Genomic DNA, 23,130 nt, shown 5'->3' with positions numbered 1-23,130 from the left:
AGGGCGCGACCGACGCAACGAGATGGGAACACATTCAGATGGATTGGCAAAGCCTTGGCCACACCGCACTCACGCTCGGGGGCGCATTCCTTCTTGGCGGCTTGATCGGCTTCGAACGGCAATGGCGCCAGCGCCTGGCCGGGCTGCGAACCAATACCCTCGTCGCGCTCGGCGCGGCCATCTTCGTCCTCTTTGCCGGGCTGTTCCCCGGCGAGGCGAGCCCGACGCGCGTTGCGGCCCAGATTGTTTCCGGCATCGGCTTTATGGGCGCCGGCATCATCTTCAAGGAAGGGTTGAATGTGCGCGGGCTCAACACCGCCGCGACGCTGTGGTGCTCCGCCGCGATCGGCGCGCTGTGTGGGGCCGGATTTTTCTTTCATGCATTGATTGCGACGACGTTCGTCATCGCCGTCAACGCAGTTCTGCGCCCGCTCGTGCGCCTCGTTGAGCGCCAGTCATTCGCCGCAAGCCCGTTGGACAGCGCATATGCGATCAGCATCATCTGCCATGGAGAGGCTGAGGCGCATGTTCGGGCGCTTCTTCTTCGCGATCTCGCCGGTGCGCTGCACATCCGCGACCTCGAAAGCACGAATATCGAGGACACAAACCGAGTCCAGGTGAGCGCGACAGTGCGAGCCGACACTCGGCAGGATCGCCTTTTGGAACAGATTATCGGTCGTCTCAGTCTGGAGCCGCTGGTAACATCTGCTCGGTGGCGGTTCGAGCCAGGCGAGTGACCGAGAAGCAATAGTTATCTAGGTACACGGCGGAGTAGATTCTCCAGGGAAGAATATTGAAAGTAGGTAAGTTGATCGAGAAGGTGAACAATGCTCAAGATCGCCAATGATATACGTCCCGGATCGGCGCTGACGTTGATCGCGATGGGCGTTGCGATGGCCGGCATTTTTATCGCCGATACGGTCACGGACTACGCCATCGCAGCGGCCGTATTCTACACAGCGGTCATTCTCGTTGCGACACGCATCTTGTCTGGCACGGCTGTAGTGGCCCTCGCTTGCATTTGTGTCGCGCTGACCCTGATCAGTTTTTTCTTGACCCACTCCGGTGCGTATGAGGTCGGCATCGTCAATACCGGGATTAGTATCGTTGCGATCGGCGTTACAACCTATCTCAGTTTAAGGATGGTGGCTGCGAAGGCCGAGGCGCTGGAGGCGCGCGATCGGCTTTTGCGAATTGCGCGGGTCACGACGCTCGGTCAACTGTCGGCGTCGATCGCGCACGAAGTCAACCAGCCCCTGGCTGCCGTCGTCGCCAGCGGCGGCGCGTGCACCCGATGGCTTGCCCAGGAGCCGCCAAATCTCGACAAGGCCCGCCTCGCGCTCGACCGCATCGTCAGCGATGCCAACCGGGCAAGCCAGGTCATCGCGCGCATTCGCGCCCTTTCGAAGGGCGAGGCGCCGCGCCGACAACCATTCGACCTCAGGGAAGCTGTCATGGAAATCGCGACCTTGTCGCGCGGCGAGATCGAGCGTGGCGGCGTCGCCTTGCAACTGGACCTGCATGACGGCCTACCTCGCGTTTTTGCCGATCGGGTCCAGATCCAGCAGGTCATCAGCAATCTCGTCCTCAATGCGACCGAGGCGATGTCGGACCGCGCATTGCCCGAGCGTCGTCTGCGAATTGCCGCCTCGCAGGATGGACGGGATGCGATCGTTCTCGCGGTGGCCGATTCCGGCACCGGTCTGGCGCCGGGAGCTCGTGAGCACCTCTTTGACGCCTTCTGGACGACGAAAGAGGGAGGCATGGGTCTTGGCCTTACCATCAGTCAGACGATCGTTGAAGCGAATGGCGGACAGATTTCCGCGGCTCCAGTCCCTGGAGGCGGGACCGTATTTGAGGTGCGCCTGCCGCGCCACATGGAGGCAGCCTGATGAAAAATGAACCGACGGCGGATTCGCGGCCGCAGCCCATCGTCTATGTCATCGATGACGATCGGTCCGTTCGCGCCGCGCTCGAAGATTTGCTCGCATCCGTTGGGCTACAGGTGCGCTCGTATAGCTCGGTTGCCGAATTTCTGGAAAGCTCCATGCCGGACGCGCCCGGCTGCCTGCTGCTCGATGTGAGAATGCCCGGACAAAGCGGGATCGATTTTCATCGGCAAATGCCTGAATACGGCATTCATCTGCCGACGATATTCATCACGGGACATGGGGACATCACGATGGGCGTGAACGCCATCAAGAATGGCGCCTTCGAGTTCTTGACCAAGCCGTTTCGCGACCAAGACCTGCTGGATGCTATCCAACAAGCGATCGAAAAAGACCGGCGAAGGCGCGAGAGCGAAGCGCGTTCGCTGGATTTGAATGCGCGTTGGGAGACATTGACGCCCGGCGAACGAGACGTTTTCAAGCTCGTTGTAAAGGGCCTCCTCAATAAACAAATCGCCGCCGACCTGAATGTTAGCGAGATCACGGTGAAGGTTCGCCGTAGCCATCTCATGCAGAAGATGCAGGCCAAGACGATTATTGACCTTGTTAGAATGTCGGACAGTTTGAGCGTTTGAATCTCGACTGAGAGGAGAGCCCCTGCACCGCGAACTGGTGCGCGATCTGCGCGGGCGTGCCACCCCCCCCCTTTCAGAACACGGTATATTTCGAAGATACGTTGGTATATCGAATCTATATAAGATCATCGGCCAATGAGCGTCTGTAGCCGTCTATTCTAGGGTGAGAATCGGGAGGTCTTGCCTTAGCTGCGGTCGGGGCGCGATGGTCGTGGTAGATGGTGCTTACAGAGCGATGCTCGCAACGAGCGGACGATGGACCGTCGCGAGGCCAGGAATCATTTCGAATAGATCTCGGTCGCAATTGACCGATGCTTGAATTCCGCCAGATCCGGTATTTTCTTGCGGCGGCCGAATATGGCAGCTTCCGAAAGGCGGCCTTGGCCTTGGGAATACAGGAATCGGCGATCAGCCGTCGCGTTCGCGATCTCGAAGACGAACTCGGCGCTTCCCTATTTCAGAGGCACAACGGCGGCGTCTGCCTGACGTTGGCAGGACAGCAGTTTGTGCGTCGAGCACGCAAAGCACTTCAACAGATCGACTGCGGCGCGAAGGATGTGGCCGCCATAGGTCGCTCCGAGCGGGGGCATATCAAGGTCGGCATCTTTTCGTCGCTCGCGTCTGGATTCCTGTCCGATCTGCTGGGAGCCTACGGCAAGGAGCATGCAAGTGTACGGGTCGAATTTTTTGACGGCGATCCTGCGGATCACGTTGCCTCGATCCGGCGACTTCAACTCGATGTGGCTTTTATCACGGGAACCACACAGTGGTCGGACTGTGAAACAGAGCAACTTTGGTCCGAGCGAGTATTCGCCGTACTTCCCAGCGATCATCCTCTCTCTGAGAAATCGGAGCTTGGCTGGCGTGATCTTGTGGACGAGAGATTCATTGTAAGTGACGGTGCCCCTGGATCGGAAATTCACGACTATTTGGTTCAACGCCTCGCCGATCTTGGGCGTCACCCAGAAATCGATACCCAATACGTCGGGAGGGACAATCTCCTGTCGCTTGTGGCGATCGGCCAAGGCGTCACGGTCATGAGCGAGGCCGGGACGGCGGCTCAGTTTCCGGGAACTGCCTATCGGCAGCTTGCCGGCGAGGTTCTGCCGTTCTGCGCGGTGTGGTCGCCGCGGAATGATAACCCGGCCTGGCGCCGCCTCCTCAGTCTTGCGCGTTCAATGTCGCGCTCGGCTGCCGCCACAATCATTCAGACGGTTTCGGCAGTTCTTTTGACTTCCTCGCTTTCGCAAATCCCCGATCCGTGGCTATGAACCGCTCCAGCATCGGAGCGATGAGGCGAACGGGATCGGCCGGCGGTTGCCTCGCTTCGCGGCCGAGAATTTCTGCGTAGGCCGTTAGGTCGCGATGCAGGCTTGCCGGTAACTCCACCGTGACCTTCACCGGTTTGTCGTCGACGATCGCTCCCAATTTCAGCTTGGTCATGTCAGCCTCCGTAGGGTTCGAGAACGAGATCGCGGGTGACGATGACGCGGACGGGCAAGCCTGGCCGGATGGTGAGGGTCGGTGCGATGTTGAGCTGGCGCTGGACGATCTGCTGGCCGGTTTGACTGACGCTATTGGAGGCACCCTGTCGCAGCGCCCGCACAATATCGCTGTCCTGGCCAGACGAGCCCGCCTCCGCACCGATGCTCAGAATCGTGGAAAGTGCAGCGGCCTTGAACAGTTCGCCCCAGTGATAGTCGACGCCATCCTCAAGGCCCGCATAGCCCTCGGCGTCCGCACCAGGCTGACGCTCCAGAACGATGGAGCGGCCATTGGGGAAGATCAGCCGGTTCCAGACGAGAAGTATGCGCCTCTGACCGAAGCCGACGCCACTGTCATACTGGCCGATAACGCGCGTGCCCTGTGGCACAAGCAGGATCTTGCCGGTCGGGCTGTCATAGATGTTCTCCGTCACCTGTGCGGTGATCTGACCCGGCAGGTCGGAGCGGATGCCGGTGATGAGCGCGGCCGCGATGACGGCGCCGGCCTGCAGGACGTTCTTCGACGCTGGCGCGGCAACGCGATCCGGCGAGACAGTGCGCTTGTCGGGCGTCTGATTGAGGAATGCGAGCTGACGATCCTGCGCGGAGGGTGTCGCTGGCTGCGGCGCAAGGCCGAGGCTGGCGAGATCGGCCGACGGCGTGGCGGTCGCAGTCGGCTGTGTCGAAGCTCCAGCCGTAGCGGGCCGAGTCTCGGTGGATGCGAACAGCCGTGCGGTCCGAGCCGCCTCCAGTTCCTGCGCCCGGCGCTGTTCCTCGGGGCTCGGTCCCGTCGGACCTGATGCCGGTGCGCCGATCGGCGGCACTGTGCCACCGTTCTGCGCGTTGAGGATCGGGCGACCGAGGTCGCCGGGCAGCGGCGGGCCGAGCTTCGGGACGCCGGAATAATCCTTCGGCAATCCAGCCAGACCGTCCGGTGTCGAGCGGTTGTCCGTAGAGTAAAGCTCCTGACCCTGGCCGCTGTGACGAGTCTGGAGCGCATAGATCAGCGCCCCACCGACACCGAGGCTTGCCGCAAGACCCAGACCGGCCAGCACCTTGCGGGACAGGCGGGTCACACGCGGCGGCTCGGCGCGCAGCCGCATGGTCGCGGCCGGCTCGCCGGTCAGCGGCCGAGCGTCGTCGTCGGTCGGCTGAGGCTGGGGCGCCGAACCGGGCGTCCGGCCTTCCTCCTTTTCGGGATCGCGTTCGTCGCTCACGATGCCGGCCTCCCGTCGGTGCGGGAGATGCGGACACGCTTCTGGTTCTTGCCCGCGCCGAACCGCAGTTCGGCGGCGGCGAACAGTCGATCGACGATCATGTAGTTGCCGCGCACGCGATAGTTCACCAGCTCGGAGGTGTCGCCCTCCGGTCCGACCACGAACAAGGGCGGCATCTCGCCCTGTCCGATGCCGCGGGGGAATTCGATGAACACCTGCTTGCCGTCATCGAAGGCGCGCAGCGGCCGCCACGGTGCGCGGTCGCCGGTCACCTCGTAGCGGAAATTGACACGGGCGAGATCGATGCCGCCCGACACCGGCTGCGCGGCCTCGGCTTGGCTGTTCTGGCGGCGCAGCGCGATGAGCTGGTCCTGCGGATATTGCCAAGACACCGATGCCATATAGGTCGATGGCGTCGCGCGCAGCTCCATGTGATAGGTGCGCCGGTCGGTGTTGATGACGAGATTGGTCATCAGCTCGGCCCGCGTTGGCTTCACGAGGATATGGACCTGCTTGGCCGCGCCAACGCCGCTCTCGGTATCGCCGATGATCCAGCGCACTGTGTCGCCAGCGGCGACAGGACCGGAGCCGACGAGCTGCTCGCCGGGCTGAAGCGCGATGTCGGTGATCTGCCCCGGCGAGGCGTAGACCTGATAGAGCGCGCCATCGACGAAGGGATAGACCTGCATCGAGTTGATGAAGCCGTTGCGGACGGGCTGGACGCGCGCTGCGGCATTGGCCTGGTTGACGCGCGCGGCGGGATCGGACGGTTCCGGCTCGGGCTTGCCGTCCTTGCCGATGGGCTTCAACTGACCAGGCAGCGGGAGCGGTTTGGGAAGCTCCACCACCCGGACGGGCGCTGGCGGATCGGAGGTCTGCACAGCCGGCACCGCATTGTCGTAGGAAATCTCCGGCGGCGGGGTGTGAGTGGCGCACCCTGCCAGCGCCGAACCGGCGAGCAAGATTCCCGGCAAAGCGGATTTGCGGAAAACCGGAACTACGTGGATGAGCAAAGCCGGGAGCCCTGCACTCCAAGGGGCGGCTTTGCGGAGTGCGGGCGTCATTGTCCAAGCTCCTTCGACCAGTTGATGGCGTTGATGTAGATTCCGAGTGGGTTCTTCCGCAGCGTGTCGGCGTCGCGTGGGGGCTGCACGACGACGGTGAGGATCGCGGACCAGCGTTCGGTGGAGGCCAGTGAGCCGTCCTGATAGCGTCGCTCGATCCAGGCGATGCGGAAGCTCGACGGCGAGGCGCGGATCACCGACGACACTTCGATCGCGATCTGCTGCTTGCCGACCTTGGTGAAGGGGTCGTTGGCGCGCGCATAATCGTTCAGCGCGAGCGCGCCACCCTGTGTCGTGAAGTCGTAGGCGCGCAGCCAGTTCTGCCGCACGATGATGGCGTCGGACGGGATCGAGCGGACCTGCTCGATGAAGCGCGCGAGGTAGAAGGCGATTTGCGGATCGTTTGGCTGATAGTCGGCGGTCGCCGGCGCGATCGCCTGCGCCTGGCCGAGCCGGTCGACCTGCACTACCCAAGGCACGATCGAGCCGTTGGCGGACTGCCAGACCAGCGCGGCCGAAAGGCCGCCCGCGAGGGCCAATGATCCGAAGGCCATGTAGCGCCAGTTACGGGCCTGCACGCGGGCGGAGCCGATGCGATCGTCCCAGACCTGAGCGGCGCGCTGATAGGGAGTCTCGGGCTGAGGGGCTTTGCCGTAGTGGGTGGATGGTCGCTTGAACATGGTCAGTCGCTTTCGGAGAGGTTGACGGAGGAGCCGCCGCCATGGCTGTCGCCGCTACGCACGGCGTGGGCGGCGGCCTGAACGCCATGGGACATCTGCTGCGAGCGCTTCATGCGTTTCGCCCAGGCCGGCGGCCCGTCGCTGGTGGAAGACGCAGCTCCGGGAGATGCGGCCTCCGCGGTGGCGGTCGTCGCAGCACCGGATGCGCCGGTGGCGATCTCCGTCGCGGCCTGGCCACCGGCCTGATAGCTCTGCTTCAGGCTGTCGGCGGCACGACCGGCTGCGCGCTTCAGCGGTGAGACGGCCGCCTTCGCGCCGGTGCTGGCAACACTGCCAAGACCCGACGCGACGCCGGATGCGCCGGCCTGGCCGGCCGCGCCGAGGCTGTAGGCGGTGGAGGCGCCACCGGCGAGGGCTGCACCGCCACGCGCGGCGGCGGCAGCGCCGCCAGCAAGTGCAGCGCCGCCTGTCACGACGGCGCCGGCAGCGGCCGCGCCTGCTGCGACAACGCCGCCGGCGGCAAGACCAGTGCCAATGGCCGCGCCGGCGCCGAGCTGCGGGCCACCGGAGATGAGGCCGTTAGCGATGCCGGGACCGAAGATGCCGAGACCAAGCAGCGACAGCGCGGCAAGCACGATCGCCATGGCATCGTCGATCGATGGCGTTGCGCCGTTGAAGCCCGAGGTGAACTCGGAGAACAGCGTCGAGCCGATGCCGATGATGACGGCGAGCACCAGCACCTTGATGCCGGAGGAGATGACGTTGCCGAGCACGCGCTCGGCCATGAACGCCGATTTGCCGAACAGGCCGAAGGGAATGAGGACGAAGCCGGCGAGCGTGGTCAGCTTGAACTCGATCAGGGTGACGAAGAGCTGGATCGCCAGGATGAAGAACGCCAGCAGCACCAGCGCCCAGGCGAAAAACATGCAGGCGATCTGGATGAAGTTCTCGAAGAACGACCAGTAGCCCATCAGGCTGGAGATGGAGTCGAGCAGCGGCCGGCCGGCATCGAGACCAGTCTGCGCCACCTTGCCGGGGCGCATGAGATCGCTCACGGCAAAGCCCGTTCCCGAAGCCTTCAGGCCGAGGCCCGCGAAGCTCTCGAAGACGATGCGGGCGAGATTGTTCCAGTTGGAGATCAGGTAGGCGAAGACACCGACGAAGAGCGTCTTCTTGACCAGCCTCGCCATGATGTCGTCGTCGGCGCCCCATGACCAGAAAAGCGCGGCGAGCGTGACGTCGATGACGATCAAGGTGGTGGCGATGAAACCGACTTCGCCGCCGAGCAGCCCGAATCCTCCGTCGATGTAGCGAGTGAAGACCTCGAGGAAATGGTCGATGACACCGGTGCCGCCCATGTCAGCGAACCTCTGGCTGAGCGGGCTCGGCCTGCATCGCAGGCCCGGTCACGTCCGCTGGCGCACTGTCTTTGTGGATGGGAGCGGCCGACGCGGGCGCGCTTGGAAACAGCGTGGTCGGCGCAACCGGCGATGGTGATGAAACGGGGGCCGGCTGGCCGAGGAAGCGGCGCCGGTTCTCTGCCCATGCCTTCAGGCAATTGGGATCGCGCGTGCCGGCCTCGCCGATCTCGGAACAACGAAGCAATTCGGCGGCGAGAGGATCCGATGTTGTGACCGGACGGCCCTGCGTCGCGAGGACGTCCGTCGAAACGTCCTTGCGGTTCATCTCGATCGCGGTCGCCGTGATGGCGACCGCGACGAAGACGATGGCGCCGACGCGAGCGAGGGTCTTGCCGTCCATCGTGCCAGCCTCAGTTGCCGCTGTTCGGGAACATGCGGGCATTGCCGGGCTGGTAGCCCGAGCCCGGCGTCAGGAAACGCCGGCGCTGCTCGCGGCCCTGTTCGGCGGCGGCGGCCTGCTCGGCCGACTGCAAGGCCTGCGCCCGGCCGTTGGCCGCCACGACGGCGGTGAGATCCGCGAGTTGCTGCGCCTGGAGCGCAAGGAGTTGGTTGCCGGCCTGCGTCGCCTGCAGCGCGCCGGTCGCGCCCTGGCTCTGGCCGATCAGCGCCGACATCTGCGTGCGATTGGTGTCGATGTTGCCGACGACGCCCGCCTGCACCCGCATTGCGTCCTGCAGGCCGCCGACCGTGTTCTGCCAGCGCGAGCGGGCATCGGTGACGAGTTGCTGATCCGAAGCGGACAGCGAGACGTTCCCGTACTTCTGCTGGAACATCCGGTCGATCTGCTGGACGTCGTAGGCGATATTCTGCGCCTGGTTGAGAAGCTGCTGCGTGCGCTGGACGGACTGCTGAAGCTGTTGCAGCGACGAGAACGGCAGGCTCGCAAGGTTGCGTGCCTGGTTGATCAGCATTTGCGCTTCGTTCTGAAGCGAGGTGATCTGGTTGGTGATCTGCTGAAGCGATCGCGCCGCCGTGAGCACGTTCTGCGCATAGTTCGAGGGATCGAATACGATGATGGCGTGAGCGGGCGTCGCCAGCATGGGCGCGAGCGCGACGGGAGCGGTCAGCAGCGCGGCAGCAAAACGCGCTGCGCGGGAATTGCGCAGTTTCATTGGGACGTCTCCTTGTTGGTGAGCGTGGGGATGAGATCGGCGGCCCAACCGACCTCACGGTGATCGAGCCATGCGGCGAGGAAGCCGTCGCGGCCGTGTTCGGCGACGATGCGGGCAATGGCCGCCTGGTCGGTCTTCGATGACGCGGCGCACAGAGCGAGCGCGACATCGGACAGACCGAGCTCGAAGAGGCGGTTGCCGCGCCGCGACTGGCAGTAATAGTCGCGCTTGGGCATTGCCCGCGCGATGATCTCGATCTGGCGGTCGTTGAGGCCGAAGCGCCGATAGATCGCCGTGATCTGCGGCTCGATCGCGCGCTCGTTCGGCAGCAGAAGCCGGGTCTGGCAGCTTTCGATGATGGCAGGCGCGATGGCCGAGCCGTCGATGTCGCTGAGCGATTGCGTGGCGAAGATGACGCTGGCGTTCTTCTTGCGCAGCGTCTTCAGCCATTCGCGGAGCTGGCCGGCGAAACCGTCATCGTCCAGCGCCAGCCAGCCTTCGTCGATAATGAGAAGAGTCGGCGAACCGTCGAGCCGATCTTCGATCCGATGGAAGAGATAGGAGAGAACCGCCGGCGCCGCGCCGGTGCCGATCAGCCCCTCAGTCTCGAACGCTTGAACGAACGCCGAGCCAAGATACTCGCGTTCAGCGTCGAGCAGCCGGCCGTAGGGACCGCCGACGCAATAGGGCCTGAGCGCCTGTTTGAGATCGTTCGACTGGAGCAGCACGACCAGGCCGGTGATCGTGCGCTCCTCGACGGGCGCCGATGCCAGCGAGGTCAGCGCCGTCCAGATATGCTCCTTCACCTCGGGCGTGATCGCCACGCCCTCGCGGGTCAGGATCGATACGATCCAGTCGCCCGCCCAGGCGCGCTCGGGCACGTCGTGAACGCGGGCGAGCGGTTGAAGGCTGACGTTATCGGTCGCGCCGTCACTGAGATCGCCGCCGAGGTCATGCCAATCGCCGCCCATGCCGAGCGCCGCCGCGCGGATCGAGCCGCCGAAGTCGAAGGCGAAGACTTGGGCGCGAGCATAGCGTCGGAACTGCAGCGCCATCAGCGCCAGCAGGACCGACTTGCCCGCGCCGGTCGGGCCAACGATCAGCGTGTGGCCGACGTCGCCGACGTGAAGCGAAAGCCGGAACGGGGTGGAGCCTTCGGTCTTGCCGAAGAGCAGTGGGGGCGCTGCAAAATGCTCGTCCCGTTCCGGCCCCGCCCACACCGCCGACAGCGGGATCATGTGGGCGAGATTGAGCGTGGAGATCGGCGGCTGGCGGACGTTCGCATAGACGTGGCCGGGCAATGATCCGAGCCAGGCGTCCACCGCGTTGATCGTCTCGGCCATGGCAGTGAAGTCGCGGCCCTGAATGACCTTCTCGACGAGGCGCAGCTTCTCGTCGGCAGCGCGCGGATCCTCGTCCCACACCGTCACCGTCGCGGTGACGTAGGCCATCCCGGCATAGTCGGCGCCGAGTTCCTGGAGCGCCATGTCGGCATCGGCGGCCTTGTTCGCGGCGTCGGTGTCCACGAGGACGGACGCCTCGTTGGTCATTACCTCCTTGAGGATCGCGGCGATCGACTTGCGCTTGGCGAACCATTGCCGGCGGATCTTGGTCAGCAGCTTGGTCGCGTCGGTCTTGTCGAGCAGGATCGCCCGCGTCGACCAACGATACGGAAATGCGAGACGGTTCAGCTCGTCGAGCAGGCCAGGTGTCGTCGCCGTTGGAAAGCCTGTGACGGTGAGGATGCGCAGATGCGACGCGCCAAGGCGCGGCTCGAGCCCGCCGGTGAGCGGCTGGTCGGCGAGCAGCGCGTCGAGATAGATCGGCGTTTCGGGGACGCGGACACGGTGCCGTTTGGTCGAGACGCAGCCGTGGAGATAGGTGAGCGTCTCCGCGTCATCAAGCCAGCGGCATTCGGGCATGAAGGCTTCGACCAGGCGCAGGATGCGATCGGTGCGATCGGCGAACCCGGTCATCACCTCGTTGGGGTCGAGGCCCGACTTTTCCCGGCCTTCATAGAGCCAGGATTCCGCGCGCGCGGCGTCCTCGGCCGGCGGCAGATAGGTGAAGGTCAGGAAATAGCTCGACTCGAAATGTGCGCCAGCTTCCTCGAAATCCGCTTTGCGCTCGGCGTCGACCAGCGCCGAGGCGGGATCGGGAAAGCGGCTGTCGGGATAGAGGTTCGAAGCTTGCCGCTGCGCCTCGACGAAGATTGCCCAGCCTGATCCAAGGCGACGGAACGCATTGTTGAGGCGGCCGGCGATGGCGACTAGCTCAGCCTGTACGGCGCTGTCGAGATCGGGGCCGCGAAACCGCGCGGTGCGCTGAAAGCTGCCGTCCTTGTTGAGGACGATGCCGGAGCCCACCAGCGCGACCCAGGGGAGGAAGTCGGCCAGGCGGCTGTTGCGATTGCGATATTCGGCAAGGTTCATCATGGCCGCGCTCCCCTCAGACCGAAAGGTGTGCGGGGACGCGCAGATGGCGGCGCACAACGTCGACGAAGAGCGGATCGCGCTTGGCAGCCCACACCGCGGTGACGTGGCCGATCGCCCAGATCGCGATCCCCACCAGCCAGAGGCGAAGCCCTAGGCCGACCGCGCCAGCGAGCGTCCCGTTCATGATGGCGATAGCCCGTGGGGCGCCGCCGAGCAGGATCGGCTCGGTCAGTGCCCGGTGAACGGGGACGGTATAGCCTGGGACGTCGCCGCCCTGATCGACAGCGCCCGTCATCAGACCAGCGCCCCGCCGCCGAACGAGAAGAACGACAGGAAGAAGCTCGACGCGGCGAAGGCAATCGAGAGACCAAACACGATCTGGATCAACCTGCGGAAGCCGCCGGAGGTATCGCCGAAGGCCAGCGTCAGGCCGGTAACGATGATGATGATCACCGCCATGATTTTCGCCACGGGACCTTCAATCGACTGCAGGATCTGTTGGAGAGGCTGTTCCCACGGCATCGACGAACCGGAAGCGTGAGCGGGGGCTGCCATCACCGCCGACAGAGTGGCGATGGAAACGGTCAAGACGAGATGATGGCGCGCGCGCCGCAGGCGTTGGATCACAGGCTTTCTCCTTCAGGTGCTGGGACGAACAAGCTCGAGCTGCCGTCGCCATCCGTGGTGGCCGGCGCGATGCGGTAGTCGCCGTCGAGACCGAGGCCTTCGACGCGCGAGAGTTCGGAGAGTCGCCGCGCGGACCCGCGACCGGAGAGGACGGCAACGAGGTCGATCGTTTCCGCGATCAATGCGCGCGGGACCGTGACGACTGCCTCCTGAATGAGCTGCTCCATGCGGCGCAGTGCGCCGATCGCGCTGCCGGCGTGGATGGTGCCGACCCCGCCAGGATGGCCGGTGCCCCAGGCCTTGAGCAGTTCGAGCGCTTCGGCGCCGCGCACTTCGCCAACGGGTATGCGATCGGGCCGCAGACGCAGCGAAGAGCGAACGAGATCGGAAAGTGAGGCAACGCCATCTTTTGTTCGCATCGCCACGAGGTTCGGCGCGGCGCATTGCAGTTCGCGGGTGTCTTCGATGAGGACGACGCGATCGGCGGTCTTCGCAACTTCGGCGAGCAACGCGTTTGTCAGCGTCGTCTTGCCGGTGGATGTCCCGCCGGCGACGAGGATGTTGGCGCGTGAGGAGACACTCCGGCGGAGTATCTCGGCCTGCGTCGCTGACATGATGCCGGCCGCGACGTAGTCGTCGAGCGTGAACACCGCGACAGCGGGCTTACGGATCGCGAATGCGGGGGCAGCGACGACGGGTGGCAGCAGGCCTTCGAACCGCTCGCCGGTTTCAGGCAACTCTGCGGATACCCGAGGAGCACCAGCATGAACCTCGGCTCCGACATGGTGCGCAACCAAGCGAACGATACGTTCGCCGTCCGCTGGTGACAGCCGCTCACCGGTATCGGAAAGTCCTTCGGAGAGTCGGTCGATCCAGAGGCGCCCATCGGGATTGAGCATCACCTCGACGATGCTGGCGTCATCAAGATAGCGCGCGATTGCAGGACCGAGCGCAGTGCGCAGCATCCTTGCGCCGCGCGCGAGGCCTTCCGAATTGTGGTGTGATGCTGTCATAGTGCCCCGTTTCTATCGGGGCCGATACAGTCCTTCCCCAGACGGGGATGATTAAAGGGGCCAGATTTCGGGGCGATTCAACAAAGATTCATCGACGTAGTAGTGTAGCGTGCAAATACAGGAGAACGGCGGTGTCGGACGCACGATACGCCAATACGCTCGCGGAGCTTGACCGGCTCTGCGCAAGCGTCTGATCCTCGCACAATGACCGCTCAATGCATTTGTTGTGGAGGTGATGGACATCCTCGATCGCGGAGATCATCCGGGGGGTGAGATCCTTCTTAATCGGGATCATGCACGGCGTTAGGCTGAACGGGACGGTACGTACGATAGCATCTTTGCAGCCATGAACCCCAGCCGAGTAGAGTAGCCTATGTTTCTTAGATCGGTTTTGGCCGCCGCCGCATTTGCTGCGGCGGTACTCCCCGCGGAATCGGTGTTCGCCGAGGGCGCCCGAAAAGCCAATCAAGGGCAACAGCGCGAGATCGGCAGCAAGGTAATTGAGAAGGCCAACGCCCTCCTTGACAGTTTAACACCGGCGCGGCGCAATGAAGCCCTCGTCGATTATAGATCACGGTGACGGACCGATCGGCGCGGAAAGAGATTTGTAGGCTTCCTCACCATTCAGCGCTGATTCAAGGCTATTTGACGCGCGATCGAACGCGGAAGAAACATCAACGCGTTTCGGGTAGCTCTGCACGGCTGAGCTTTTTGCGCACGCGCGCATGAATCTGGTCGACCCAAGCCAATCCCAATCGCCTGATGCGACCTTTCGGACACCTTAAGAGGAGAAAGTGTTCGATGCGAGACACCACAAAAAGCAGAAGGCGGATCCGAAGTGGCGGAGGCCAATGCGATAGTTGATTACTCATTGTTTTGCGTCTCCTTTGAGAAAATCTGCCACGGCTTTTTTTTGTTCGATGAATCTCAGGCGCTGGCACGCTATCCTGGCGTGCGCTTCGGCGGCCAGATCAACATGTTTGGAAGTGTCGGATAAAGGCGCAGACGCTCAAACGCCGCGGCTAAAGCCATCTCTCGGCGTCGAGCCGTCCAGCGGATATAATTTGCGATGAGCGCATAGGCGACAACGGGCAGCCTTTCGCCGCGTTGGACAAGGATAGCGATGCAACGTTCTAGTCCGTCATGGAGAGCACGCGTTGCAAAATAATGAAACGTGAACGGATCGCTGCGCGCTTTGGCAAAAGCGATCAGCATAGCGGCGATCAATCCGCAAGCATCGATCTCGCATTGAGAATCGCCGAAACAGCTGTCGACAAAAGCGATAATCTGAAAGCCCTTGGTCTGCTCGACTGAGGTCAGCGAAAAAGAACTACAAGAAGTTGCATCGGAAAGCGCCTGGATGCGTTCGGGAAGAGTCTTGAATTGTTCAGACATGAGGCGCCCCCATCAGCTAGTTAGAACAAAAGAGTTTTGTCTATTCAGATTGTTTCCTTTTCGTTTTGGTTGGCAGGCGACGACGCGGGGTATAGCAACGTCCGCGAGGCTATTGCGGACATGTCGGTGCTCGCGCCCGTGCGTCAACGTCGTCACCCGCCTTCTTGCGTGCTACTTCGAGCCGGTATTGCTTGTAGCAGCGTCGTTGCTGGTTGGCGTTCCGCCGATCTGGGGGATGCTGACCTCGACGCCGGTCGCGGCGACGAAGACCTTGAAGCCGATCAGCGCGACAGCAATCAGAAGATAGCCGCGTAGCACGCCCATCCAGACCTTCGTCATCAACGTCATATGCAGGGCAGGCAGCCGATTAAGCGGCGGCATGCGCCAGTTCCGGCGCTCGAGCATCGTCATCTTGGCGAAGCGGTGATCTTGATCGTTGCCATATGCGGCAGCGGGCACGTCATAACTACGCTTGCGTGCTGCGAACGAAAAGACGAACCCGCAAAGCCCCAGCAAAGAGCCGCCAATCAGTATTTTCAGAATTGTGCTGTCAGCCACATCTGGGAAGACGGTCGCCACGGTGAGGATGATCGAGAGCAACACAAGGGACCAGATTATTGCTCCGGTGAATACATTGAGCTTAGGACCGTTGGACCAGGGGCCGACAACCGCCTTGTCGTTGCAAAGGAGGAGCAGGAAGACCGTGGCACTTGGTAGCAGCACGCCAGCGAGAGCCTGCACGGCACTGACAAAGAGGCCCAGCAGCGCATCACTTGCGAAGGCAACAAGGCCTGCGGCAATGAATATGAGAATCCCGTAAGCAACGTAGAATCCGATGGCATCCGTGACTTTGCGATGCAATGAGTGCCTCACCCTGAGGACGTCGGCGATCGCATAAGACGTCGAGAGCGAGACGGCTGCTGCGCCGATGAGGCAAGCATCCAAAAGAGCGATTGCAAAAATCGTCGCCGAATATGGACCCACATATTTGTCCAGCGCCGTAAGCACCGCACCTGTATCCGTGAAATTGCCGAATTCCGGCCGTCCGGCAAACAATGCGGCACAGAACGCCATCATGGCAACGGCGCCGATTACTACCAGGAGGATCCCGAGGCAAAGATCGACTTTCTCGTAGCCGTTGAAGGCGGGCGTGATCCGCTTATCGACAACATAGCTTTGTTGGAAAAAGAGCTGCCAAGGTGCGACGGTCGTGCCAACGATGCCAATGACAAGCAGCATGACTGCCGCCATGTCGGAGTGAGCGGGCCATTGCGGCACGAGCAGTCCATGGGCGATCTCACCGATTGGTGGATGGATGGCGAGGAGCACAGGTATTAGCAACAGACTGCCAAAGACCAAAACCATCGCGAAGCGTTCAAACCGCTTGAAACTTCCGGTGCTGACGGCGGCCACTATGAGCACCGCCGCGACAATCAGTCCCGGAACTCTTGGCAAACCAAAATATTGGAGTGCGAATACGATGCCGATGAACTCGGTTACAATGGTTAGTCCGTTGAGAAGAACTAGGTCTATAAGGCTGAAGGCACCCCAGAACTTTCCGAAACGTTCGAATATCAGTCGTGCATGGCCAACGCCCGTCACAGCACCTAGCCGTGACACCATCTCCTGATTCACGTAAATCACCGGGATCAAGAGCATCAACGTCCACAGCAGAGAGGTGCCGTAGTTCTGACCTGCCTGCGTATAGGTTCCAAAAGCGCCGGCATCATTGTCGCCGACCATGACAATCAGTCCCGGGCCGACGATTGCCATCAAGGTCGCCAGCCTAGCCCGCCAAGTCTTTCGTACACCGGTGTCGTGCTGCCGGATGGTGCCGAACGCGCCGTGGATGTCGCCAATATGCGCGCTATCCAGGACAGCGGGCGCGCTTGAGGCCAATTCGATTTGTTCAAGCGATGTCGCAGAGGTATCGGACATTTCAAACTCCGTTGAGTTTTGCTCGTTTTTGGGTGAATTCACTGGATCAGAGCGAAGCGGTTGTTGGCTGGCCCCGCTGCGGCGGATGCTTTGCGACTGGGCAAGCTCCAGCCGTGTTGGGCGGAATGGCGAGCACGGCGAGCCCGACGTTGATTGCCCGTTGGACGAGATCGGCGGTGTGGCGCCCCCCTGGGAAAGCCACGACAAAGTCGGGTCGGCTGTCTGTCAGCATGAAATCGCTGCGCAGCCCTTCGGCCTTCTTGCCGTAAAACTCCCAATTTGGCGGGTAACGCACCACAGCGATCCCATGGCGACGCGCCCACGCCTCAGCGATGATGCCGACGCCTGCAATGCTGCCGTGGACCACAACGCTGATTGGCTTTCGCCAATGCAGTGCAGTTAGTTCGTGATGCACCATCTCGGCGTCCTCGAAGTGACGTCCTCCACAGACTAGGAGGCGCATGGCCGTGTCCTTTCGGGCTGCTCTTCGGGACACGGTGCTGGTGCGCGCGAGTTGGCGGTGATGCAGGGCGCAGGTACGCGATTTCCTTCCGAGCTGTCGTTGACCGGGGCGGGATCAGTCGTTCCCCGACGCGGCTTAGGAAGCTTTTCGGCAATGCCCATGCTTTCCACGCGGCGCCGCATCTCGGCCCAGACTTCGCTGGGTTCAATATTGAGTGCGTGCCACAGAACGACCAAGTGATAGAGAAGATCGGCACTTTCGCTGACCGTCTTTTGGGTCCGCTTCCTCACCGCCTCGAGAGCGACCTCGGCAGCCTCCTCGACAACCTTCTGCGAGATCTTCCGCAATCCGGCATTCATCAGCTCTGCCGTGCGAGCATGCTCCGTCAATGTCACATCATTCAGCGCGTTGTAGAGCTGCTCTAAATCGTTGGCGAAGATAGTATTCGCGCAAGTCGTATTAGTGCCTGCGGGGCGCGCAGGCAGCAAAGCCACCACTGCATTCATTAGTTAATCCCTTCGTTTGAACTTTGCTGCCAACAGCAGCGCTACGCTGCGCACGGCATTGCCGTGTGTCGCTATGATCAATCGTCAGGATTCTTCAGAGTGGCGGATGTCTCCAATTGCCAGCCCCCAATCAGCCGGCCATCGGATTCCTGATGCCAATGGGCAAGAAGCTTTGGTCTCGCCAAGTTGCGAGCGCCCAATTTCAAGCCGGGAAACACCCCGGCGAATTGAATATCATCATGGGCGACCACCGGTGGCGCCCGACGTGTGTCGATGTTGAGATGAGCGGCCATGGCCACCTCCGTCTGTTCAAGCAGTTGCTCGAACCCGGGTGGCCTGGACGGACGGTGCTCAGCGTCGAAGTGCTGGCGCAGTTACGTCGGCAGAACCGACCCGAGCGATGATGCAACCCAGCGGAGCGTCGATAGCAGGTGACTGACGCCTACTATCTCCCTCCGAGGGGTCGTTGCTAGATCGCGGGTTCATATGATCCTCTGCTGTGCCAATCCGGATCCAATTCACGACGAACTGGACCACGACGCGAACAACCCTGCCGGTCTTCACTTCGCGCGACATTCATATATACTCTGGGGGGTATATTACAACTATACCCGGGTATAGCGGAGGGACGCGATGGCGCATGCGGTGGCTGAGAAGCAGAAGCTGCTGAATAGGGTCCGACGCCTTCGAGGTCAGGTCGATGCGATTGAACGGGCCCTCATCGCGGATGAGAGTTGCGGCGACGTGATGCGGATAGTCACGGCCACGCGCGGTGCGATCAACGGAATCATGGCCGAAGTCGTCAATGGGCACATTCAAGCGCATATGGTCGATGCGAACCGCACGCCCACAGAAGCTGAACGTAATGCCGCGCTCGAATTAGTCGACGTTTTGCACACCTACATCAAGTGAACTGCGATGGCTCCACAAAAAACACCAGTCAATCAGCCTGCCCACGTCGATCCTATAGATCACGAGGCAAACTTGACGCATCGATACCCGCTCGGCACCCGTTCAAGGGAACTACTGACGTTCATCGATGGGCTATGGCGCCTCGTTAGGTCTGGAACGCTTCCCTTGCTGATCGGCATCCTCACTATCGGCATCTTCATCATCGACACCATAACCCCTTACGAGATATCCGCTGCGACGTTTTATGTGATTGTCGTTCTATTGTCGGCTCGCTTCAGCCACACGCGGGGCATGGGCACGGTCTCTGGAATATGCATCGCGTTGACGATCGCGAGCTACATCCTGACGCCGAGTGGAAGCTTCGGAACCGGAGTCGTCAACACCTCGATCAGCCTGCTGGCGATCGCGGCAACGACCTATCTCGCTGTCAAGATGGAGACCGCTCGTGTGGCGGCCGAACAGGCGCAGACCCGCCTTGCGCACGTCGCTCGGATCACGACTCTCGGCGAGATCGCTGCCTCAATCGCCCATGAGGTCAATCAGCCGCTCGCCGCAATCGTGACCAACGCCAATGCATGTACACGCTGGATTCACGGAGATCCCGCGAACCTAGAAAAAGCCGCGTCTTCGATAGATAGCATCGTCAGCGACGCAAACCGAGCAAGTGAAATCATCAAGCGCGTCCAAGCGCTGTCTATGCGTGCAGAACCAAAGAGGTCCTGGATTGAGATCAACGTCGTAATCAGAGAGGTGCTGGGGCTTTTGCAAAGCCGTTTCCGAGAAAGCCGAGTTTCCGTTTATACGAACCTGTCGAGTGATCTGCCCATGATCTTCGGTGATCGTATTCAACTTCAACAGGTTGCACTCAACCTTCTCGTGAACGCGATAGATGCGATGGGTACGCTGCAGAGCAGTGTTCGTGAGATTCGAATAAACTCCGCTAAATCAAGCGCGTCCGGCGTGATGATCACGATAGAAGACACGGGAGGCGGTATCGATCCTGGCTTCGTAAGGCATCTTTTCGATGCCTTTCACTCCACCAAGAGCGATGGCATGGGAATTGGACTTTCAATATGCCGATCAATTATTGAATCTCACGGCGGTAATATTTGGGCTGAGCCGACCAATCCGCGCGGCGCTACCTTTTGTTTTACTCTGCCTGGCGACAGGGAGAAAATACTATGAGACAGTCGAAACAGCCCGTCGTTGTGGGCGGCACGGTAGCCGTCGTCGACGATGATCTTTCCGTGCGTGAAGCGCTCAGAAATCTCCTGAGTTCTGTCGGACTTGATATTCACACCTTTGCGTCTACGCACGAGTTTTTGGCGTGGTCGATTCCTGATACGCCGATTTGCTTGGTATTGGACGTTAGAATGCCGGGTCAGAACGGCTTGGATTTCCAACAAGAGCTTTTCAGAACGCGTGTGGAGATCCCGGTCGTGTTCATTACGGCGCACGGGGATATCCCGATGTCGGTCCGGGCTATGAAGTTTGGCGCGATCGAATTTCTGACCAAGCCGTTTAGGGACCAAGACCTACTTGATGCGATCTATCTCGGTCTCCAGACTTCGCAAATCCGACGAAACGAGAAGACAATGACAGCTGATCTTCGCGCGCGGTACGATTCGCTTTCTGTTCGCGAGCGCCAAGTTATGGACATGATACTTGATGGAAAACTCACAAAGCAAATTGCTGCGAAGTTTGCACTCAGCGAAATCACGGTGAAGGTGTGTCGGGCGCAGATCATGCGGAAGATGGAGGCGGCATCCTTGCTTGAACTCGGGCGGATGTCCGAGAGATTGGAAAGAATAAGGGATTGAGAGGCAGTCGATTATTGCTGACTTCAATGCGGCCTTGGAGAGCAGCTTGGGCTCACGCAGGAGCGTGCGCGATCTGACGAGCTATTCTGCCTCGCCATCAACGTCCTCAGAAATCTCCTGATGAAGCTTCGGGCCCTTCGCGAGACGGCGGCCGAGAGCTGTGACAAACTGATCATAGCGTTCGCCAGCTTTGGCGCGCGCGGCCTGCGCAGCAGGTTCTGGCAAACTCGGTGTGGTGGTCACCCAGAAGCGCACGAAGACTGCGAGCATCTCGACCGATATTCCGATATCGCGCTCCATCCGCGACATGCGTCGGTCGAGCTGGTCGAGGCGTTTCGTGATGACGGCCTCCTGGCGTTCGGCGGCATCGGGTGAGAGGAATGACTCGATCGCCGCCTCCGCGACCAACGATCGCGAATGGTCGCGGCGCGCGGCGTGATCTGCGAGCCGGTTCATGACAGAGGGGTCGAGATAGACGGAGAGGCGTTGCTTGCGGGGTGGTTTCGTCACGGGCGTCTCACAGCTCCATGCCGTCACCGGGGTCGAGCGAGACCTGGCGCGCGACGCCCTGCATGAGCCGGTTCATACGGCTGGTGCGCACGGCATCGTCGTCAGACTCGTCCCGATCGGTATCGATCTCGAACGGGTTGTCGATTGGCACTTTCTTCTCGACGGGGTTCACCCGATTGAGTTCCGGTTGCTGGCGGCGTTCCGACTCGGTTGGATCTTCATCGGCGGGCTGCGCTAGCAAGGTGGCCTCGGCAATCTGTGGTCGGGCTGGCAACTGGTGCGTGGTCCAATCGTCGGGCTGTCCTTGCTGCGACGTTGTGAGCGCGGGCGGCGGCAGCAGGCGTTCCTTGAACCGAGCATCCTCGTAATAGCGCGCCTTCTTCGCACGAATCGGCGGCGTGCCCGCCGCCATGACGATCTCGTCGGTGGGAGGGAGCTGCATGATTTCGCCAGGTGTGAGCAGTGGCCGAGCTGTTTCCGAGCGCGAAACCATCAGATGGCCAAGCCAGGGGGACAGCCGGTGGCCGGCATAGTTCTTCATGGCCTTCATCTCGGTGGCGGTGCCGAGGGCGTCCGAAACGCGCTTGGCGGTACGCTCGTCGTTGGTCGCGAAGCTGACGCGCACATGGCAATTGTCGAGGATCGAATTGTTCGCCCCGTAGGCCTTTTCGATCTGGTTTAGGGATTGCGCGATCAGGAAGCTCTTCAGACCGTAGCCGGCCATGAAGGCCAGTGCTGACTCAAAGAAGTCGAGCCTCCCCAGCGCCGGAAACTCGTCCAACATCAGCAGGAGACGATGGCGTTCGCCCTTTGCTTGCAGATCCTCGGTCAGGCGTCGGCCGATTTGATTGAGGATCAGTCGGATAAGCGGTTTGGTGCGGTTGATGTCGGATGGTGGCACGACGAGATAGAGTGTTGCCGGGTATTTTCCGCCCACGATATCGGAGATCCGCCAGTCACAGCGCCGCGTCACTTCGGCGACGACGGGATCGCGATAGAGTCCCAGGAACGACATGGCGGTAGAGAGCACGCCTGAGCGTTCGTTGTCGGATTTGTTGAGGAGCTCGCGTGCGGCGCTGGCGATCACGGGATGCGGTCCGGCGTCGCCGAGATGCGCCGTCTTCATCATCGCATCGAGGGTGGATTCAATTGGTCGCTTCGGATCAGAGAGGAACGCCGCGACGCCGGCCAGAGTCTTGTCCTTTTCCGCATAGAGGACGTGGAGGATCGCGCCGACTAGCAGCGCATGGCTCGTCTTTTCCCAATGGTTCCGCTTGTCCAACGACCCTTCTGGGTCGACCAGGATGTCGGCGATGTTCTGGACGTCGCGAACCTCCCATTCGCCGCGGCGCACCTCGAGCAGAGGATTGTAGGCAGCGGATTTTGTGTTGGTCGGGTCAAAGAGCAGCACGCGGCCGTGCCTGGCGCGGAAGCCGGCGGTGAGCTGCCAGTTCTCGCCCTTGATGTCGTGAACAATCGCCGAGCCCGGCCAGGTCAACAGCGAGGGCACAACGAGGCCAACACCCTTGCCGCTTCGGGTGGGCGCGAAGCACAGAACATGTTCAGGCCCATCATGGCGCAGATAAGCGTGCTCGTAGCGTCCCAGCACGACACCATCGGGACCGAGAAGGCCGGCCGTCTCCACCTCCTTCTTCTCGGCCCAACGCGCCGAGCCATAGGTCTCGACCTTCTTGGCCTCGCGTGCACGCCAGACCGACATGCCGATGGCGACGGCGATCGAGATGAAGCCACCGGACGCCGCGATGAAAGCGCCTTCGACGAAGATCGCGGGTGCGTAGGCGTCGAAGCCGTACCACCACCAGAAGAAGGAGGGTGGCAGATAGAAAGGAAAGCCGAACAGCGTGAACCACGGCGCGCCCAACTCCGGCTGGAACGCCAATCGCCAAGCCACCCATTCCGTTGCGCCCCAAGTGGTGGCGAGGACGATCAGGAAAACGGTGAGGATCTGGCCCCATAGGATCTTCGTGGCGGACATTGGAACGGTCCTT

Annotated in this window: 26 protein-coding genes; 8 read left to right on the top strand and 18 right to left on the bottom strand. The window is 61.7% G+C overall.

The window, feature by feature from the left end:
• Nucleotides 1-38: 38 nt before the first annotated feature.
• The 4 genes from AC1RLZ_RS10660 (at nucleotide 39) to AC1RLZ_RS10645 (ending at nucleotide 3,795) form a co-directional block, all read left to right on the top strand.
• Nucleotides 39-737, top strand: a complete 699-nt coding sequence (locus AC1RLZ_RS10660) for an MgtC/SapB family protein (protein ID WP_006022573.1) — start codon at nucleotides 39-41, stop codon at nucleotides 735-737.
• Nucleotides 738-827: 90 nt separating this feature from the next.
• Nucleotides 828-1,892 (top strand): sensor histidine kinase, encoded by a 1,065-nt coding sequence (locus tag AC1RLZ_RS10655; protein ID WP_006022574.1) that lies wholly within the window; start codon nucleotides 828-830, stop codon nucleotides 1,890-1,892.
• On the top strand, nucleotides 1,892-2,524 hold the full coding sequence (locus AC1RLZ_RS10650) for a response regulator transcription factor (protein WP_006022575.1): 633 nt from the start codon (nucleotides 1,892-1,894) through the stop codon (nucleotides 2,522-2,524). Before AC1RLZ_RS10655 ends, AC1RLZ_RS10650 begins: the two co-directional genes overlap by 1 nt.
• A 311-nt stretch (nucleotides 2,525-2,835) precedes the next feature.
• The gene (locus AC1RLZ_RS10645; protein WP_024343196.1) at nucleotides 2,836-3,795 is read left to right on the top strand and encodes a LysR family transcriptional regulator; all 960 of its coding nucleotides are present in this window, start codon (nucleotides 2,836-2,838) and stop codon (nucleotides 3,793-3,795) included.
• Here the strand turns inward: AC1RLZ_RS10645 and AC1RLZ_RS10640 are convergent.
• From AC1RLZ_RS10640 to trbB, 11 genes are read right to left on the bottom strand one after another with little or no spacing between them, the layout of a single operon-like run.
• Complete coding sequence (locus tag AC1RLZ_RS10640; protein ID WP_006022577.1) at nucleotides 3,728-3,967, bottom strand: DUF2274 domain-containing protein; 240 nt, start codon at nucleotides 3,965-3,967, stop codon at nucleotides 3,728-3,730. The two genes, AC1RLZ_RS10645 and AC1RLZ_RS10640, sit on opposite strands and share 68 nt — an antisense overlap.
• Before the next feature lies 1 nt (nucleotide 3,968).
• Nucleotides 3,969-5,225: a TraB/TrbI/VirB10 family type IV secretion system protein gene (locus tag AC1RLZ_RS10635; RefSeq protein ID WP_006022578.1), complete on the bottom strand. Its 1,257-nt coding sequence runs from the start codon at nucleotides 5,223-5,225 to the stop codon at nucleotides 3,969-3,971.
• Complete coding sequence (gene trbG / locus AC1RLZ_RS10630) at nucleotides 5,222-6,289, bottom strand: P-type conjugative transfer protein TrbG (protein ID WP_006022579.1); 1,068 nt, start codon at nucleotides 6,287-6,289, stop codon at nucleotides 5,222-5,224. Before trbG ends, AC1RLZ_RS10635 begins: the two co-directional genes overlap by 4 nt.
• Nucleotides 6,286-6,969, bottom strand: coding sequence for a conjugal transfer protein TrbF (gene trbF / locus AC1RLZ_RS10625; RefSeq protein WP_006022580.1), 684 nt, complete (start codon nucleotides 6,967-6,969; stop codon nucleotides 6,286-6,288). The genes trbG and trbF overlap by 4 nt, the downstream gene beginning before the upstream one ends.
• Nucleotides 6,970-6,971: 2 nt before the next feature.
• Nucleotides 6,972-8,327 (bottom strand): P-type conjugative transfer protein TrbL, encoded by a 1,356-nt coding sequence (gene trbL / locus AC1RLZ_RS10620; protein WP_006022581.1) that lies wholly within the window; start codon nucleotides 8,325-8,327, stop codon nucleotides 6,972-6,974.
• A gap of 1 nt (nucleotide 8,328) precedes the next feature.
• Nucleotides 8,329-8,730 (bottom strand): putative entry exclusion protein TrbK-alt, encoded by a 402-nt coding sequence (gene trbK-alt / locus AC1RLZ_RS10615; protein WP_006022582.1) that lies wholly within the window; start codon nucleotides 8,728-8,730, stop codon nucleotides 8,329-8,331.
• A 10-nt stretch (nucleotides 8,731-8,740) separates the two neighbouring features.
• Nucleotides 8,741-9,502, bottom strand: coding sequence for a P-type conjugative transfer protein TrbJ (gene trbJ, locus AC1RLZ_RS10610; protein WP_006022583.1), 762 nt, complete (start codon nucleotides 9,500-9,502; stop codon nucleotides 8,741-8,743).
• Nucleotides 9,499-11,937: a conjugal transfer protein TrbE gene (trbE, locus tag AC1RLZ_RS10605; protein ID WP_006022584.1), complete on the bottom strand. Its 2,439-nt coding sequence runs from the start codon at nucleotides 11,935-11,937 to the stop codon at nucleotides 9,499-9,501. Before trbE ends, trbJ begins: the two co-directional genes overlap by 4 nt.
• A 13-nt stretch (nucleotides 11,938-11,950) precedes the next feature.
• A complete protein-coding gene (locus tag AC1RLZ_RS10600) occupies nucleotides 11,951-12,232 on the bottom strand; it encodes a VirB3 family type IV secretion system protein (RefSeq protein ID WP_006022585.1) in 282 nt (93 codons plus the stop codon).
• Nucleotides 12,232-12,564, bottom strand: a complete 333-nt coding sequence (locus AC1RLZ_RS10595) for a TrbC/VirB2 family type IV secretion system protein (RefSeq protein ID WP_006022586.1) — start codon at nucleotides 12,562-12,564, stop codon at nucleotides 12,232-12,234. The genes AC1RLZ_RS10600 and AC1RLZ_RS10595 overlap by 1 nt, the downstream gene beginning before the upstream one ends.
• The gene (gene trbB, locus AC1RLZ_RS10590; protein WP_024343194.1) at nucleotides 12,561-13,577 is read right to left on the bottom strand and encodes a P-type conjugative transfer ATPase TrbB; all 1,017 of its coding nucleotides are present in this window, start codon (nucleotides 13,575-13,577) and stop codon (nucleotides 12,561-12,563) included. The genes AC1RLZ_RS10595 and trbB overlap by 4 nt, the downstream gene beginning before the upstream one ends.
• A 391-nt stretch (nucleotides 13,578-13,968) precedes the next feature.
• Between trbB and AC1RLZ_RS10585 the strand changes: the two genes are divergently transcribed.
• On the top strand, nucleotides 13,969-14,157 hold the full coding sequence (locus tag AC1RLZ_RS10585) for a hypothetical protein (RefSeq protein ID WP_124810154.1): 189 nt from the start codon (nucleotides 13,969-13,971) through the stop codon (nucleotides 14,155-14,157).
• Between the two features lie 362 nt (nucleotides 14,158-14,519).
• Here the strand turns inward: AC1RLZ_RS10585 and AC1RLZ_RS10580 are convergent, their stop codons facing one another.
• The 5 genes from AC1RLZ_RS10580 to AC1RLZ_RS10560 form a co-directional block, all read right to left on the bottom strand.
• On the bottom strand, nucleotides 14,520-14,972 hold the full coding sequence (locus AC1RLZ_RS10580) for a hypothetical protein (protein WP_006022590.1): 453 nt from the start codon (nucleotides 14,970-14,972) through the stop codon (nucleotides 14,520-14,522).
• A gap of 171 nt (nucleotides 14,973-15,143) precedes the next feature.
• Nucleotides 15,144-16,910, bottom strand: coding sequence for an NRAMP family divalent metal transporter (locus tag AC1RLZ_RS10575; protein WP_006022591.1), 1,767 nt, complete (start codon nucleotides 16,908-16,910; stop codon nucleotides 15,144-15,146).
• 46 nt (nucleotides 16,911-16,956) lie between these two features.
• Nucleotides 16,957-17,328, bottom strand: a complete 372-nt coding sequence (locus AC1RLZ_RS10570) for an SLOG family protein (protein ID WP_242443339.1) — start codon at nucleotides 17,326-17,328, stop codon at nucleotides 16,957-16,959.
• Nucleotides 17,329-17,360: 32 nt separating this feature from the next.
• Complete coding sequence (gene hisE / locus AC1RLZ_RS10565) at nucleotides 17,361-17,879, bottom strand: phosphoribosyl-ATP diphosphatase (RefSeq protein ID WP_006022593.1); 519 nt, start codon at nucleotides 17,877-17,879, stop codon at nucleotides 17,361-17,363.
• A 77-nt stretch (nucleotides 17,880-17,956) separates the two neighbouring features.
• Nucleotides 17,957-18,172, bottom strand: a complete 216-nt coding sequence (locus AC1RLZ_RS10560) for a hypothetical protein (RefSeq protein WP_124810155.1) — start codon at nucleotides 18,170-18,172, stop codon at nucleotides 17,957-17,959.
• Between the two features lie 340 nt (nucleotides 18,173-18,512).
• Here AC1RLZ_RS10560 and AC1RLZ_RS10555 point away from each other — a divergent pair, with 340 nt between their 5' ends.
• The 3 genes from AC1RLZ_RS10555 to AC1RLZ_RS10545 all read left to right on the top strand — a co-directional run bounded on the left by AC1RLZ_RS10555 (nucleotide 18,513) and on the right by AC1RLZ_RS10545 (nucleotide 20,611).
• Nucleotides 18,513-18,791, top strand: a complete 279-nt coding sequence (locus AC1RLZ_RS10555) for a metal/formaldehyde-sensitive transcriptional repressor (protein WP_006022595.1) — start codon at nucleotides 18,513-18,515, stop codon at nucleotides 18,789-18,791.
• A 165-nt stretch (nucleotides 18,792-18,956) separates the two neighbouring features.
• A complete protein-coding gene (locus tag AC1RLZ_RS10550) occupies nucleotides 18,957-19,976 on the top strand; it encodes a sensor histidine kinase (protein ID WP_197057830.1) in 1,020 nt (339 codons plus the stop codon).
• Nucleotides 19,973-20,611, top strand: coding sequence for a response regulator transcription factor (locus AC1RLZ_RS10545; protein ID WP_006022597.1), 639 nt, complete (start codon nucleotides 19,973-19,975; stop codon nucleotides 20,609-20,611). The genes AC1RLZ_RS10550 and AC1RLZ_RS10545 overlap by 4 nt, the downstream gene beginning before the upstream one ends.
• 81 nt (nucleotides 20,612-20,692) lie before the next feature.
• On the opposite strand, the gene AC1RLZ_RS10540 is transcribed toward AC1RLZ_RS10545, so the two are convergent.
• Together AC1RLZ_RS10540 and AC1RLZ_RS10535 are read right to left on the bottom strand one after the other, a co-directional pair.
• Nucleotides 20,693-21,121 (bottom strand): hypothetical protein, encoded by a 429-nt coding sequence (locus AC1RLZ_RS10540; RefSeq protein WP_006022598.1) that lies wholly within the window; start codon nucleotides 21,119-21,121, stop codon nucleotides 20,693-20,695.
• Between the two features lie 7 nt (nucleotides 21,122-21,128).
• A complete protein-coding gene (locus AC1RLZ_RS10535) occupies nucleotides 21,129-23,117 on the bottom strand; it encodes a conjugal transfer protein TraG (protein WP_006022599.1) in 1,989 nt (662 codons plus the stop codon).
• Nucleotides 23,118-23,130: the final 13 nt, after the last annotated feature.

The sequence above is a fragment of the Tardiphaga sp. GW822-FHT04G09 genome (assembly GCF_058800725.1).
This window is presented reverse-complemented; position numbering and strand designations above follow the sequence as displayed.